Origin of the sequence: Gibbsiella quercinecans (assembly GCF_002291425.1) — a bacterium.
Classification (GTDB): Bacteria; Pseudomonadota; Gammaproteobacteria; order Enterobacterales; family Enterobacteriaceae; genus Gibbsiella; species Gibbsiella quercinecans.
The window spans coordinates 4,339,422-4,354,033 of sequence record NZ_CP014136.1; the positions used below are offsets into that span (position 1 = coordinate 4,339,422).

Consider the following 14,612-nt stretch of genomic DNA (forward strand, 5'->3'; position numbering starts at 1 on the left):
CATGGAAGATTTAACCCTGCGTTATTACGACGCGGAAATGCGCTACCTGCGCGAAGCCGCCAAAGAATTTGCCCAGATCCACCCTGACCGAGCCGCTATGCTGGATCTGGATAAAGCAGGTATACCCGATCCGTATGTCGAACGTCTGTTCGAAGGCTTCGCCTTCTCGATGGGGCGGCTGCGGGAAAAGATTGACGACGACCTGCCGGAGTTGACTGAAGGGCTGGTCAGTATGCTCTGGCCACACTACCTGCGCACCATTCCGTCGCTCTCTGTAGTAGCGCTCACGCCGGCTCTCCATGCCATGAAAATGGCGGAAGTCGTGCCTGCGGGTCTGGAAGTGTATTCCCGCCCGGTGGGGCCGAAGAACACCGTTTGCCGCTACTGCACCACTCAGGATGTGATGCTCAATCCGCTAAGCATCTCAGGCATCACCATGACCACTGAGCCTGATGGCCGCTCGTTGTTGCGGATGCGCTTTGCTTGCAGCAGTCAGGCTGACTGGTCGCATGCCGACCTCAGCCGTCTGAGCCTGTATCTCGGCGCAGATGAACCGGTCAGTAGTCATCTGCACCTGATGCTGACGAAACGCCAGGCGGCACTGTACATGCGCCTGCCCGGGCAGACCGACCGTATTCGCCTTGATGGGTATTTCTCGCCGGGCGGCTTTCGTGAAGAAGACGGTCTGTGGCCTAAAGGGGACACCGCGTTCAGTGGCTACCAACTGCTGCTGGAGTATTTCACCTTCCGGGACAAGTTTATGTTTGTCCACCTCAACGGGCTGGATGGCATTACGATCCCCTCAGGTGTGGCGTACTTTGATATTGAAGTGGTACTGAGCCAGCCTTGGCCGTCAGACCTGCCGGTAACGGATGACGCCATTCGCTTGCATTGTGTTCCCGTCATCAATCTGTTCGCGCTTGAGGCAGATCCGCTCACCATTACGGGGCTTGAAAGCGAATACTTATTGCGCCCCAAACGGCTGCAGGACGGGCATACCGAAATTTACTCCGTCGACGCCGTGATGGGCTCTGGCCGTACCGGCGATGCCGAATATGTGCCGTTCAGCAGTTTCCGTCACAAAGGTGGGATGATGCGTCGCCAGGCGCCACCGCGTTACTACCACACCCGTGTTAAGCGCAGTGTCACCGGCCTGCATGATACCTGGCTGATCCTCGGAGGGCATCAGTGGGAGGACGATCGCGCTTTTGCCCGAGAAACGGTGTCATTGCGTATCACCGGCACTAATGGTCAGTTGCCGCGCCGGGCGCTGCAAAGCACGCTGCTGGACCACTGCGAACAGGTGGTGCAGACACCGCTGTCAGTGAAAAATCTCTGCAAGCCCACGCTGCCGGTTTACCCGCCTGCCGAAGACCGTTTTCACTGGCGGGTGCTGAGCCATCTGGGTTCCGGTTTCCTCAATATGATGAGCAGCGCGGAAGTGCTGCGTGGAACGCTGGCGCTTTATAACTGGCAGGATGATGAACTAAACACCCGTCGGCTGGATGCTATCCAGCGTGTTGCGCATCATCGTATTCAGCGCTTCGAGGGTGGTTTCCTGCTCCGGGGCCTGGATATAGAGGTGGCCCTTGACAGCAACGGCTTCACCGGTGAAGGCGATATTCATTTATTCGGGGAAATGCTCAACCGTTTCTTCGCGCTTTATGCCGACATGAACCAGTTTAATCAGCTCACCCTCATCGTTCAGCCAGAAGGAAAATGCATCCGGTGGAAAGAGAACCACAGTCAGCGCCTGCCCGGCTGATCGCGCAACTGGGTGACAGGTTGCCGTACATTAACTTTTATCGCTTCTGCCAGTTGCTGGAGCAAAGCCAGCCGGATAAACCGGTGGCCGGCAGCACCTGGCAGGTACGTCATGAGCCGGTGCGCTTCCGTCCGCATCCTGGAATGGGATTTCCGGCGTCCGAAATCAAAGCATTCGAGCCCGCTGAACACCCGCACCTGTCGCCTACGGTACGTATTACCTTTATGGGGCTCTACGGCGTGGAGTCGCCGCTGCCGACGCACTATATCGATGACATCACCCAGCGGCGGGAAGGCGTTGAGGCGACCGCTGATTTTCTCGATATTTTCAATCATCGCCTGATTACCCAGTATTACAGGATCTGGCGTAAATACTCTTACCCGGCGACGTTCAAGGCCGGAGGAAAGGACAAAACCTCACAGTATCTGCTGGGGTTGGCGGGGCTGGGGATTGATGGCTGTGCGGAAAATATCGCCACCCCTGCATCCCGCTTTCTGGCCCTGTTGCCGGTCATGCTGTTACCTGGTCGTACTGCGGAAGGCATGGCGTCACTGGTCAGCCTGCTGGCGCCGTATACCCGAGCGCAGATCTGGCACCATGATCGGCGAAGGGTGCCGTTGAAAAAACAGTTGGCTATGAGCGTGCGGCAGCCGGTTAGTCTGAAGGGGCGCCCGGTGATGGGGGCTTACGCAACCGATGTTAACAGCCAGGTGCTGATGCGCCTCACCACGACCAGCCGGCAAGAAGTGCAGGGCTGGCTGCCGGGAGGGAATTTGCACACGGACCTGTTGGCGTTGCTGCATGTTTATCTGGGCGCTCGTCTGGATGTACGCCTGCAACTGTGTGTCGGCAGAAGCCTGCTTCCCGATGCCCAGATGCGCAGTGCTTCGGGGGCATCGGGCGGGCAATTGGGCCGTACGGCGGTGATGAGGCCGCTTAAGGCTGCCGAAACGCAAGCAGACAAGGCAATCATTATCAATCTGGGGCGTTACGAGCGCGTTCAGGAGAATATTCACCGAAGGGAGATCGATGAACATGGCGATTACCGCTGGTAGGGCCCCATTACTTATTCTGGTATCCGGGTTCACTCTGCTGCTTGCTGGCTGTGGGCTAACGCAGAAGGTCACGGAGGGTACCGTGGCCGTGACCAAATCCATATTCTACAAGCAGGTGAAGACTCTGCATCTTGATATTCAGGCCCGCGAGGCCGTCAACAGCAATGCTGGTGGTGTTGCGCTCTCCACGGTGATTCGTATCTATCAGTTAAAGGATCGGAAGGCCTTTGACAGTACAGATTATCCGTCACTGTTTGCTAGTGATAGCCAGGCCATTAAAGCGGATTGGCTGGCGGAAAAAGATGTTCGCCTTACCCCCGGCGGGGCCGTGACGGTAGATATGCCGATGGAAGAGGGCGCTCGGTATGTGGCTGTGGCGGGCATGTTTATCTCGCCAGACCTGGTGAATAATACCTGGCGCATCGTGCTGGCCCGCGATGAGCTCGATCCGGATAAGGCCAGGATTATCGAGGCCGCTAATAACAGCCTGGCGCTGAAACCTGTGAAGGATGAGTAAAATGCCGCGTCCTTCACTCTACGAAATACTCTACGGCAATTTCTCCGGCGGTCTGGATCTTCATCAGGTCAGCGAACAAAACCAGGTGATCCTGTCGGTGCTGGACAATATGCAGCGTATTCTCAATTGCCGTGCCGGCACGCTGGCGCATCTGCCGGATTATGGTCTGCCGGATATGTCGAAAATTCTGCAGGGGATGCCTGGCACTAGCCATCAACTGATGAGCACGCTGTCCGCCGTTCTGCTGAAATACGAGCCGCGGCTAAAAGAAATCAGCGTAGTGCTGCTGGAGCAAACACAACCCGGCGAGCTGCGCTATGCCATTGAGGCCGAACTGAAAGGTTTGGGCCTGGTCCGCTACGGCACCGAATTTATGCCCGAGGGCAAGATATTGCTGCGCTACCTGAAACAGCAACACTATCTGGCCCCGCGAGCTGCGCTGTAACGGTCCTTTTTCTCACCTTAATCATCACTCATAATCATCATGACACACACATCCGAACGCCATCTCAGAACCGGCGACGATCCGCGCACGTTTGCGGATTACGTCCTCCTGCGCGACGAGCTGAACAAACTGGTGCATCCTGCGCGCCCCGATGTAAATTGGCATTATGCCGAAAAGCTCTGCCTCAGCCTGTTTGAACATAATGGCATCGAGCTTCAAACTGCCGCCTGGTATACGCTGGCGCGCACTCAGATTGCCGGGTTGACGGGGCTGAATGAAGGGTTGTCCATTCTGGAAGCGCTGATTACCCGGCAATGGGGAAGCCTGTGGCCGCAGCCGGTACATGCCCGTATCGAGATCCTGTTTTCGCTAAACAAACGCCTGCAGCAACTGCTGCGTACCATGACGCTGATTTACGCCGATCTGGGCGCGCTGTACCAGGCGGAAAAACATCTTGCTACCGTTGGCGAAGCCCTGCAGCGCCTGGAATTGCGGCATCAGGCGGGGCTTGATGTGTTGCGTCAGTTGCTTCACACCGCCGCCGTTCGTCTGGAAAACAGCGATGCTGGCACCGCGGCTTCACCGCCCGTCGTTCTGGCGCCAACCGCGGTGATGCCTGGGGAAAATGCACAGGCTGAGGCGCCCAGGTGGGTATACGTGGTGCAGCCGGCGCCGGAACCGCGGATTAACGTGGCGCCCGCCCGGCCGGTAAAACCCTGGAAACCGTTTGCGGCTGGCGTGTTGGTCACGTTGATAGTTGGGGCTATAGCCCTATGGGGCGCACACCGCCTGGCTGAAAACCCGGTGCAGAAAGTGCTGATGGCCACAGTGGCGCCATTGCCTGCCGCCTTACCTGATGACGCCCTGAAAGCGATGCAGCAGACCGCGCCGGGTTTTGATCCGGTATGGTTGGCGCAGGCGCAACGGCAACTGGAACTGCTTCCCACGCTGTCGCCGGCCTGGCTTTGGGATTATGGGAGCGGGCTGGTTCACCAGGCTCAGCGCCTTTGGCCGAACCAACCGGAAACGGCCGCTCTCACCCGGCAGTGGCAACAGCAACTGGCCGTTGCGGCGGCGTTACCCGCCAGCCTGGACGGTTGGCATCAGGGTATGGCGCAGTTGCAACAACTGGCCCATCGTCTCAACGGCCTGGATGAAAAGAAAGGGAAATACATGACGGTCAGCGAACTCAAATCGCAGGTTTTTTCCATCACTCAGGCCCTGAACCGGACGGTGCCGGCAGAGGAGCAACTGCGCCAGTTGGCCGCACAGCCGGCGAACAGCCCGGAATCGGCAGCCCTGCGCGCGCAGACGGAACTGCACTTAAAACAGCTGATGGCCGGTTTTACCCTGCAGGCTCAGGAAGCGCAACAGTCCGCGCCGTTGCCATGAAAACCGGCAGCGCTTGCTGGCAGATAATGTGTGTGATGCGCGAGGGTTAACTTCGGAATCAGGATGAGCAATAACAGAAAGGTGTGGGGATTAGTCGTGCCCGTTGTTATTGATTTTGCTGTGGTGAGCAGCCTTCGCCACAAGGTAGCGGCAGTAAAATGGTGTCCCCGACTGGAATCGAACCAGTAACTAGCCCTTAGGAGGGGCTTGTTATATCCGTTTAACTACGGGGACACGCCAGCAGCAAAAGCGTGCTGGCGGGCATTATACCTTTTTTTACCGGCATAATAAGCGTTTAGCAGTGCGTTTGCTTATTCCCTCGCCAATCGGCCCGGATTTGGCGGCCGAAAGCGTATGGGATTACGGTTTTTGCGCTTTTCCGGCCTGCTTTTCCGCTGTCTTGGCCGCGTGGCGTAGATCGTTACGGATCTGCACATGGCTCAGCAGGGCGAAAATAAAGGTGCCGCCGATGATATTGCCTGCCAGCGTTGGGATGGCGAACGGGTAGAAAAAGGCTTGCCAGGGCAGTGCGCCGGTAAACACCAGATACAGGATCTCGGCCGAACCCGCCACAATGTGGGTAAGGTTGCAAATCCCCATCAGATAAACCATCAGTACGATCACCCAAATTTTCGCCGCGCCGGCGGCGGGCAGCATCCACACCATGGTCGCGATGATCCAGCCGGCAAGAATACCGTCGGCGAACATTTGCGTCGGTGAGTTATGCATCACCTCTTCCGCCAGAGCGACAAACGCCTTGCGCACCCCGTCATCCAGAATCGGCATGTGGATAAACGCCAGCGCCGCCAGGGCGGTGCCGAACAGGTTGCCCACCAGCACCAGCCCCCAAAGCCGTGAGAGAATCAACACATTGCGTGGCGTCGGCCGGTGCATCACCGGCAAAACCGCAGTTACCGTGTTCTCGGTAAATAGCTGTTGGCGCGCCATGATGACGATAAAAAATCCAAAGGTGTAGCCGATGTTTTCAATAAAGAAACGGCTTGGGTCATCGGGCAGGCGGGCGTGAAAAATGCCTTTTCCCATCAGCGAAGCCGCCATCGAAATCCCGGCGGCGACGGCAGACCACAGCAGTGCCTGCCAGTCGCGCTCCAGCTCTTTTTCTCCTTCCATGCGGATCTGTTCATGCACCGCGGCGGCGCGGGAGGGCAGGTTCTCTTCTTTTATTTCGATATCCGTTTTGCCTTCGTCATGCTCTTTGCTTTCAACTTTTAGCGCATCGATGCCCTTGCCCGTGCGTGGCACGTTATCATTCATACTTCTCTCCCTAAACATCTCGCCCCATTCAGCAATCAGCCACGGGCATTCATTTATTAATCACGCAGTAACAGCCAATACAGGCTAAGCATAGTTGCTGGCCGGCGTTGTGCTAAACTTTATGAAAAGTAACAAAATTTTAATTTTCGTGTTTTTCCCGTGCAGAATTGATCTGAATCGTAATATTACCCCCAACGGAGTAGCGCTTGGCCGTGCCGCAGGCTACGTCGGCCAAATTGCTTATGCTATGATTCCTTCTCCCTGAAATTAACGTTGAGTTTTCCCCCATGCTGGAAGCCAAAAACCTGAGTTGTGTGCGTGACGAACGCACGTTATTTAGCGGGTTAAGCTTTTCAGTTAACCCTGGTGACATTGTTCAGGTGGAAGGGGCGAATGGCGCCGGCAAAACCAGCCTGCTGCGCATCCTGGCCGGGCTGGCGCGGCCAGAGCATGGCGAGGTTCACTGGCGCGGGAAAAATACGTTGCGCAACCGCGCGGCCTATTATCAGGAACTGCTGTTTATCGGCCACCAGCCGGGCATCAAGGCCACGCTCACCGCGTTTGAAAACCTGCAGTTTTATCAGGCGGTGCATCAGCGGCCCGATAATCCCAGCATTTGGCAAGCCCTGGCGCAGGTAGGGCTGGTGGGCTACGAAGATATACCGGTGGCGCAGCTTTCTGCTGGCCAGCAACGGCGCGTCGCGCTGGCGCGGCTGTGGTTGAGCGCCTGCCCGCTGTGGATTTTGGACGAGCCGCTAACGGCGATTGATAAACAGGGCGTTACCGAATTGATTGCGCTTTTTGAGCAACATGCCCGGCAGGGCGGGATGGTAGTGTTAACCACCCATCAGGCATTGGCGGGCGCCACGCAAACGGTGGGTAAAATCCGGCTGGCGGCCACGTTCGCGGAGTCAGTCTGATGTTCTTGCTGGTGTTGCGCCGTGAGTTGAAAATCGCCTTCCGTAAAGGCGCAGAGATTGTTAACCCGCTGTGGTTCTTTCTGATTGTCATCACGCTGTTCCCCTTAGGGATCGGCCCAGAGCCACAGCTGTTGGCGCGGATCGCGCCGGGCATTATCTGGGTTGCCGCGCTCCTGGCAGCGCTGTTGTCGCTGGAGCGCCTGTTCCGCGATGATTTTCTCGACGGCTCCCTGGAGCAGTTGCTGCTGTTGCCGGCGCCGCTGCCGCTAACGGCATTGGGCAAAGTATGCGCTCACTGGGTGGTAACCGGGTTGCCGTTGTTGGTGCTTTCCCCGTTGGTGGCGCTGTTGTTGTCGCTGGATATGCATACCTGGCTGGCGGTGGCGTTAACCCTGCTGTTAGGCACGCCAACGTTAAGCCTGCTTGGCGCGATCGGCGTGGCGCTGACGGTCGGGCTGCGCAAAGGCGGTGTGCTGCTGAGCCTGCTGGTGCTGCCGCTGTTCATCCCCGTGTTGATCTTCGCGACCGCGGCGATCGATGCCGCGGCCACCGGGATGGCGATTGATGGCTACCTGGCGTTACTGGGCGCGATGCTGGCAGGCAGCGCCACCCTGGCACCGTTCGCTATTGCGGCGGCCTTGCGCGTAAGCGTGCACTGACAGACTGATTCAATTATGGATTAACGCCACCAAGAGCGTATTCCGTCGCATATGAAGGTTGCACGCTCCGGCTGGCGGGGCGGCCTACCGTATTAATGTTAATGTGAGCAATGACGACAATGTGGAAATGGTTACATCAATTTGCCCGGCCAGAGCGGCTTTACCACATCTGTGGCCGCTGGGTTCCCTGGCTGGGGCTGGCAGGGGCGGCATGTCTGCTGCTGGGCTGGGCATGGGGCTTTGGCTTTGCCCCCAGGGATTATCAGCAGGGCGACAGTTTCCGCATCATGTATATCCATGTGCCGGCGGCAATGTGGTCAATGGGCGTCTATGCCGCCATGGCGGTTGCGGCGTTCATCGGCCTGGTGTGGCAGATGAAAATGTCCGATACCCTGGTGGCGGCGATGGCCCCGGTGGGCGCGGTGTTTACCTTTATCGCGTTGGTTACCGGCTCGGCATGGGGCAAACCGATGTGGGGCACCTGGTGGGTATGGGATGCCCGCCTCACCTCGGAACTGGTGCTGCTGTTCCTCTATATGGGCATCATTGCGTTGTATAACGCCTTTGACGATCGTCGCCTGGCCGGGCGCGCAGCCGGTATTTTGGTGCTGGTCGGGGTGGTCAACATTCCCATTATCCATTTCTCTGTCGAATGGTGGAATACGCTCCACCAGGGCTCCACCAACATGCAGCAGAGCATTGCGCCGAGTATGCGCACGCCGCTGCGCTGGGCGATCCTCGGCTACCTGCTGTTTTTTATTACGCTGACGCTGATGCGCCTGCGTAACCTGATTTTATCGCAAGAAAGCCGCCGCCCGTGGGTTGCCGCGTTGGTTAACAAGGAGCGCCAATCATGAGCGCCGCATTCGATTCCTGGGCGGCGTTTTTCGCCATGGGCGGCTATGCCTTCTACGTTTGGCTGGCGGTCGCCGCCACGTTAATCCCACTGCTGGGCTTGGTTTGCCACACCCTGTGGCAACGCCGGCAACTGCTGGCCGAAGTTCGCCGCCGCCAGGCGCGTGAACAGCGTATCCGCCATGCCCGCCAATCCGCGCCGCAGGCCGCCAATCAGCCGGAGAAATCATTGTGAATCCACGCCGCAAAAGCCGCCTGTATCTGGCGCTGGTGGTCTTGATCGGCGTTGCGCTAACCTCAACGCTGGTGCTGTATGCGCTGCGCAGCAATATCGATCTGTTCTATACCCCCGGCGAAATCCTGCTGGGCAAAGGCGAAAGCCATCAAAAACCCTATGTTGGCCAGCGCTTACGTATCGGCGGGATGGTGATGCCGGGATCGGTGAAGCGCGATCCGCAAAGCCTGAAGGTCACGTTCAAGATCTACGATGCCCGCGGCGCCATCGATGTTACCTATGAAGGCATTCTGCCGGATCTGTTCCGCGAAGGGCAGGGCGTGGTGGCCCAGGGCGTACTGGGCGAAGGTAACGTGGTCAATGCGCGTGAAGTGCTGGCTAAACACGATGAAAACTACACCCCACCGGAGGTGGCCGACGCCATGAAAGAAAATCACCAGGGCCCGGCCGCCGCCTATCGCAGCCCGCAACAGGGGAACACGCCATGATGCCTGAGCTGGGCAGTTTTTTGCTGTGTCTGGCGTTGGCGCTGGCGCTGCTACTGAGCATTTACCCGCAGTGGGGCGCGGTGCGTCAGGACGTGCGCATGATGAACGTTGCGCGCCCGCTCACTTACGGCATGTTTGGGGCCATTGCACTGGCCTTTCTCTGCCTGGTGTATGCGTTTGTCACCAATGATTTCACCGTGGCGTATGTGGCGGCCAACTCCAACAGCCAGTTGCCGGTGTATTACCGCATTGCCGCCACCTGGGGAGCGCATGAAGGTTCGCTGCTGCTGTGGGTGCTGCTGCTGAGCGGCTGGTCGCTGGCCGTGGCGCTGTGCAGCCGCCGCATGCCGCAAGATGCGGTGGCGCGCGTGCTGGCGGTGATGGGGATGATCAGCGTCGGTTTTTTGCTGTTCATCATCCTGACTTCCAACCCCTTCACCCGCACGCTGCCGGCATTCCCGATTGACGGGCGCGATCTGAATCCGCTGCTGCAGGATATCGGCCTGATCTTCCATCCGCCGCTGCTGTATATGGGCTACGTCGGATTCTCGGTCGCCTTTGCCTTCGCCATCGCCTCTCTGATGGCCGGCCGGCTGGATACCGCCTGGGCCCGTTGGTCGCGCCCCTGGACCACCGCCGCCTGGGTGTTCCTGACGCTGGGCATCGTGTTGGGTTCGGCCTGGGCCTATTATGAGCTGGGCTGGGGCGGCTGGTGGTTCTGGGATCCGGTGGAAAACGCCTCGTTTATGCCGTGGCTGGTCGGCACCGCACTGATCCACTCGCTGGCGGTAACCGAAAAGCGCGGCACTTTTAAAGCCTGGACGGTGTTGCTGGCGATCACGGCTTTCTCTTTGTGCCTGCTTGGCACCTTCCTGGTGCGCTCCGGGGTGCTGGTTTCCGTGCACTCGTTCGCCTCCGATCCGGCGCGCGGCATGTTTATTCTGGCTTATCTGGTGATCGTCATTGGGGGTTCGTTGTTGCTGTATGCGATAAAAGGCGGCCAGGTGCGCAGCCGGGTGCAGCATGAAACCTTCTCGCGTGAAACCTTCCTGTTGGGCAACAACGTGCTGCTGGTTGCCGCCATGCTGGTGGTGCTGCTTGGCACGCTGCTGCCGCTGGTACATAAACAACTTGGCCTGGGCAGCATTTCCGTCGGCGAGCCGTTCTTTAATACCATGTTCACCTGGCTGATGGCGCCGTTGGCGCTGTTGCTGGGCATTGGGCCGCTGGTGCGCTGGCGCCGTGACGATCCGGCCACGCTGTGGCGCCGCCTGGGTGCGGCGCTGGTGGTGACGCTGGCGTTATCGATCCTGTTGCCGTGGCTGTTGCAAGACAGCATCGCCGGCATGACGGTGGTGGGCCTGGTGATGGCATTTTGGGTGATCGTTCTGTCGCTGGTAGAACTGCACGAACGCGCCACCCACCGCCATAGCTTTTGGCGCGGCCTGCGCCACCTGTCGCGCAGCCACTGGGGCATGGTGCTGGGGCACCTTGGCGTGGCGGTCACGGTGATCGGCATCGCCTTCAGCCAGAACTACAGCGTTGAACGCGACGTGCGCATGAAGGCCGGCGATAGCGTGGATATTCATGATTATCACTTTATCTTCCGCGACGTGCATGAGATCCGCGGGCCGAACTATACCGGCGGCGTCGGCATTATCGACGTAACGCGCAACGGCAAGCCGGAGGCCACCTTGCATGCTGAAAAACGCTATTACAACGTGGCGCGCAGCATGATGACCGAAGCGGCCATCGACGGCAATTTGGCGCGCGATCTGTACGCGGCGTTGGGCGAAGAGCTGGATGACGGCGCCTGGGCGGTTCGCCTGTATTACAAACCCTTTGTACGTTGGATCTGGTACGGCGGGGTGTTGATGGCGCTTGGCGGCCTGCTGTGTATTTTAGATCCGCGCTACCGCATGAGCCGCAAACAGCAACGCCGGGGCGCATCAGGGGAGCAGGCATGAAGCGTAAACTGTTATTCATTCCATTTATGCTGTTTTTGCTGCTGGTGGCGGCGTTTCTGGTGCAACTGGCGCGTAATGCCGGCGGGGAGGATCCCACCCTGCTGGAATCGGCATTGATCGGCAAACCGGTGCCGGTGTTCACGCTGGAATCCCTCGATCAACCAGGAAAGACCTATAGCCAGGTGGTGCTGCGCAACGGCAAGCCGATACTGCTTAACGTCTGGGCGACCTGGTGCCCAACCTGCCGGGCGGAACATGAGTATTTAAATAGCCTGGCGGTTAAAGGCGTGCGCGTGGTGGGCCTTAACTACAAGGACGATCGCGCCAAAGCGATCGCCTGGTTGAACACCTTGGGCAATCCATATGCGCTCAGCCTGTACGACGGCGACGGCATGTTGGGGCTGGATCTGGGCGTATACGGCGCGCCGGAAACCTTCCTGATCGACGGCCAGGGCATTATCCGCTATCGCCACGCCGGCGATCTGAACGAGCGCGTCTGGCAGCAGGAAGTGCTGCCTCTGTACCGTAAATATGGGGGTGATGCATGAGGCTGGTCGTGCTGATGTGTGCCGCGCTGTTAAGTTGGAACGCCGCCGCCGCGATTGACACCTATAAGTTCAAATCGGTGGAGCAAGAGCAGCAGTATCGTGAGCTGACGGAGCAGTTGCGTTGCCCGAAATGCCAAAACAACAACATTGCCGATTCCAACGCCATCATCGCCGCGGATATGCGCACCAAGGTTTATGAACTGATGATGCAAGGGCAGAGCAAACAGCAGATTATTGATTACATGGTGGCCCGCTACGGCAACTTTGTGACCTATCAGCCGCCGCTGACGCCGGCGACGCTGGTTTTGTGGCTCGGGCCACTGCTGTTTGTGCTGATCGGCGGCGCGGTGGTGATAGCGCGCAGCCGCCGCCGCGCCGCTACCGATAACGATGATATCTCCGAGCAGGAGCGGCAGCGTTTGGCGGCGCTGCTGGACGACACTGACAGGAAGAAACCCTAATGGCTTTTTGGCTGATAATGATCGCGCTGCTGGTGGGCGCCGCGCTGTTGCTGGTGGTGCCGGCGCTGCGGCAGGCACCGCGGGATGGCGCCGCCAGCCGTGACGCACTCAACAAGGCGTTTTATCAGGATCGCCTGCAAGAGCTGGCGCAGGACGAAGAACAGGGCGTGGTCGCCGAGCGCCCGGTGCTGATCAAAGAATTACAGCAAAATCTGCTGAATGACATTCCCAATCAACAGGCGGAGCAGGCGTGGCCGATCAACCGCTGGGCGCTGGCGCCGGGCGTGCTGCTGTTGGTGGTGGTCACGGTGGGGCTGTACCTTAAAACCGGCGGCCTGGCGCAGGTGCTGGCCTGGCAGCAGGTGAGCACCGAGCTGCCGGCCTTGCGTGAACGCCTGACCGATGAGCATGCCGCCCCGTTGAATATGGAAGAGATCGCCCGGCTGGGGTTGGGGCTGCGTACCGCATTGCAGCATGACGATCGCAATATCAACGACTGGATGATGTTGGGGCGGATCGGCGTGGCGCTGAACAATGCGACAACGGCGACCCAGGCGTTTGCTCATGCTTATCGGCTGGATCCGAATAATCCGGAAGTGCGCCTGGGCTATGCGGAAGTCTTGACGCGTTCCAACGATCCAGAGGATAACAGGCAGGCTGCCGTTTTACTGCGCAAACGGGTCGCAGAGGATAGTAGCGATCTGCGAGCGCGCAGCCTGCTGGCGTTTAATGCCTTTGAACAGGGCGACTACCCGCAGGCGATAGCGGCCTGGCAGCAAATGCTGCCGCTGTTGCCGGCCGGCGATCGCCGTATCGACATGGTCAAGCGCAGTATTGAACAAGCAAAAATACAGGCAGGCGGAGAAACTGTTAAACTTGTCGTCAATGTGGCGCTGTCGCCGCAGGCTGAAAAGGCACTGCCGCAGCAAGGCGTGCTGGTTATTTCGGTCACCGATGGTAATAATTCGTTGCCGGTTGCGGTAAAACAGTTACCTTTAAGCCGTTTCCCGCTGTCGTTTTCGTTGGATGACAGTAACGCCATGATGCCGGAGCGGCTGCTTTCCGCCCAGCATCAGGTGCAGGTGCGGGTCCGTATTTCGCAGGAGGGCCTCGCCACCCCGCAGCCTGGGGAGTGGTTTGGCGAAAGCGCCGTGCAGGGCTTTAATGGTAAAGGGCAGATTAACGTTCAGATAGATAAGCAACTTCCCTGAAAGAGAAACTGAACGTGCGTTTTTATGGAGAAAAATATGAATTTTCGCCTGACAGGGCTGGTTTTTGCCTCAGTGTTGCTTGTGGGGTGCGCCAGCACTCCCAATGATACACAAGGGCGTTCTGATCCTCTGGAAGGGTTCAACCGCACGATGTTTAATTTCAACTACAACGTGCTGGATCCTTATGTTCTGCGGCCGGTTGCGGTGGCGTGGCGCGATTATGTGCCGATGCCGGCGCGCAATGGTTTAAGCAATTTCACCTCTAACCTGGAAGAACCGGCCAGTATGGTCAACGCCTTCCTTAAAGGCGATCCGTATCGCGGGATGATCCACTTCAACCGTTTCTTCCTGAACACCATTCTGGGGATGGGTGGCCTGATTGACGTGGCCGGCATGGCGAACCCAAAACTGGCGCGGGAAGAGCCCAACCGTTTCGGCAGTACGCTTGGCCACTACGGCGTGGGTTACGGCCCCTACGTGATGTTGCCGGGCTACGGCAGCTTTACCCTGCGTGAAGACGCCGGCGACTATGCCGATACCGTCTATCCGGTGTTGAGCTATCTGACCTTCTGGATGTCGGCGGGTAAATGGGTGGTCGAAGGTATCGAAAGCCGCGCTCAGTTGCTGGATTCCGATGGGCTGCTGCGCAATTCGTCCGATCCTTACCTGATGGTGCGCGAAGCCTACTTCCAACGTCATGACTTTATTGCCAACGGCGGCGTGCTGAAGCCGGAAGAAAACCCGAACGCCAAGGCGATTCAGGGCGATCTGGACGATATCGATTCAGCCAACTAACGCCATTCTGGCCGGCGGTAGGGA

The 14,612-nt window shown here is 58.4% G+C and carries 16 protein-coding genes and 1 tRNA gene; 15 read left to right on the plus strand and 2 right to left on the minus strand.

Translation table 11 applies throughout. From position 1 onward, the window contains the following. Position 1 precedes the first annotated feature (1 nt). From tssF to ACN28Q_RS19825, 5 genes are read left to right on the plus strand one after another with little or no spacing between them, the layout of a single operon-like run. Positions 2-1,765 (plus strand): type VI secretion system baseplate subunit TssF, encoded by a 1,764-nt coding sequence (tssF, locus tag ACN28Q_RS19805; RefSeq protein WP_095847907.1) that lies wholly within the window; start codon positions 2-4, stop codon positions 1,763-1,765. Further along, positions 1,720-2,820: a type VI secretion system baseplate subunit TssG gene (gene tssG, locus ACN28Q_RS19810; protein WP_095847908.1), complete on the plus strand. Its 1,101-nt coding sequence runs from the start codon at positions 1,720-1,722 to the stop codon at positions 2,818-2,820. The genes tssF and tssG overlap by 46 nt, the downstream gene beginning before the upstream one ends. Continuing rightward, positions 2,801-3,337 (plus strand): type VI secretion system lipoprotein TssJ, encoded by a 537-nt coding sequence (tssJ, locus tag ACN28Q_RS19815; protein WP_121525498.1) that lies wholly within the window; start codon positions 2,801-2,803, stop codon positions 3,335-3,337. Before tssG ends, tssJ begins: the two co-directional genes overlap by 20 nt. A gap of 1 nt (position 3,338) precedes the next feature. Further along, entirely contained in the window at positions 3,339-3,782 is a 444-nt protein-coding gene (tssE, locus tag ACN28Q_RS19820) for a type VI secretion system baseplate subunit TssE (protein ID WP_095847910.1), read from the plus strand. Positions 3,783-3,821: 39 nt separating this feature from the next. Beyond that, entirely contained in the window at positions 3,822-5,174 is a 1,353-nt protein-coding gene (locus ACN28Q_RS19825; protein WP_095847911.1) for a VasL domain-containing protein, read from the plus strand. A gap of 159 nt (positions 5,175-5,333) precedes the next feature. Here the strand turns inward: ACN28Q_RS19825 and ACN28Q_RS19830 are convergent. Continuing rightward, positions 5,334-5,408: transfer RNA gene (locus tag ACN28Q_RS19830), tRNA-Arg, on the minus strand. A 126-nt stretch (positions 5,409-5,534) separates the two neighbouring features. Next, positions 5,535-6,449, minus strand: coding sequence for a formate/nitrite transporter family protein (locus tag ACN28Q_RS19835; protein WP_095847912.1), 915 nt, complete (start codon positions 6,447-6,449; stop codon positions 5,535-5,537). Between the two features lie 287 nt (positions 6,450-6,736). Between ACN28Q_RS19835 and ccmA the strand changes: the two genes are divergently transcribed. The 10 genes from ccmA to mlaA all read left to right on the plus strand — a co-directional run bounded on the left by ccmA (position 6,737) and on the right by mlaA (position 14,588). Beyond that, entirely contained in the window at positions 6,737-7,369 is a 633-nt protein-coding gene (gene ccmA, locus ACN28Q_RS19840) for a cytochrome c biogenesis heme-transporting ATPase CcmA (protein WP_095847913.1), read from the plus strand. After that, positions 7,369-8,028 carry a heme exporter protein CcmB gene (gene ccmB / locus ACN28Q_RS19845; protein WP_095847914.1) on the plus strand — a complete coding sequence of 220 codons (660 nt, stop codon included), beginning with the start codon at positions 7,369-7,371 and terminating at the stop codon, positions 8,026-8,028. The genes ccmA and ccmB overlap by 1 nt, the downstream gene beginning before the upstream one ends. A gap of 119 nt (positions 8,029-8,147) precedes the next feature. Further along, positions 8,148-8,885: a heme ABC transporter permease gene (locus ACN28Q_RS19850; protein ID WP_095847915.1), complete on the plus strand. Its 738-nt coding sequence runs from the start codon at positions 8,148-8,150 to the stop codon at positions 8,883-8,885. Further along, the gene (ccmD, locus tag ACN28Q_RS19855; protein ID WP_095847916.1) at positions 8,882-9,118 is read left to right on the plus strand and encodes a heme exporter protein CcmD; all 237 of its coding nucleotides are present in this window, start codon (positions 8,882-8,884) and stop codon (positions 9,116-9,118) included. The genes ACN28Q_RS19850 and ccmD overlap by 4 nt, the downstream gene beginning before the upstream one ends. Continuing rightward, positions 9,115-9,606, plus strand: a complete 492-nt coding sequence (gene ccmE / locus ACN28Q_RS19860; RefSeq protein WP_095847917.1) for a cytochrome c maturation protein CcmE — start codon at positions 9,115-9,117, stop codon at positions 9,604-9,606. The genes ccmD and ccmE overlap by 4 nt, the downstream gene beginning before the upstream one ends. Further along, positions 9,603-11,573: a heme lyase CcmF/NrfE family subunit gene (locus tag ACN28Q_RS19865; protein WP_095847918.1), complete on the plus strand. Its 1,971-nt coding sequence runs from the start codon at positions 9,603-9,605 to the stop codon at positions 11,571-11,573. The genes ccmE and ACN28Q_RS19865 overlap by 4 nt, the downstream gene beginning before the upstream one ends. Then, positions 11,570-12,121, plus strand: a complete 552-nt coding sequence (locus ACN28Q_RS19870; protein ID WP_095847919.1) for a DsbE family thiol:disulfide interchange protein — start codon at positions 11,570-11,572, stop codon at positions 12,119-12,121. The genes ACN28Q_RS19865 and ACN28Q_RS19870 overlap by 4 nt, the downstream gene beginning before the upstream one ends. Next, on the plus strand, positions 12,118-12,582 hold the full coding sequence (locus tag ACN28Q_RS19875) for a cytochrome c-type biogenesis protein (protein WP_095847920.1): 465 nt from the start codon (positions 12,118-12,120) through the stop codon (positions 12,580-12,582). The genes ACN28Q_RS19870 and ACN28Q_RS19875 overlap by 4 nt, the downstream gene beginning before the upstream one ends. Beyond that, a complete protein-coding gene (gene ccmI / locus ACN28Q_RS19880; RefSeq protein WP_095847921.1) occupies positions 12,582-13,793 on the plus strand; it encodes a c-type cytochrome biogenesis protein CcmI in 1,212 nt (403 codons plus the stop codon). The genes ACN28Q_RS19875 and ccmI overlap by 1 nt, the downstream gene beginning before the upstream one ends. Positions 13,794-13,829: 36 nt before the next feature. Further along, positions 13,830-14,588 (plus strand): phospholipid-binding lipoprotein MlaA, encoded by a 759-nt coding sequence (gene mlaA, locus ACN28Q_RS19885; RefSeq protein ID WP_095847922.1) that lies wholly within the window; start codon positions 13,830-13,832, stop codon positions 14,586-14,588. The last annotated feature ends 24 nt before the right edge of the window (positions 14,589-14,612 follow it).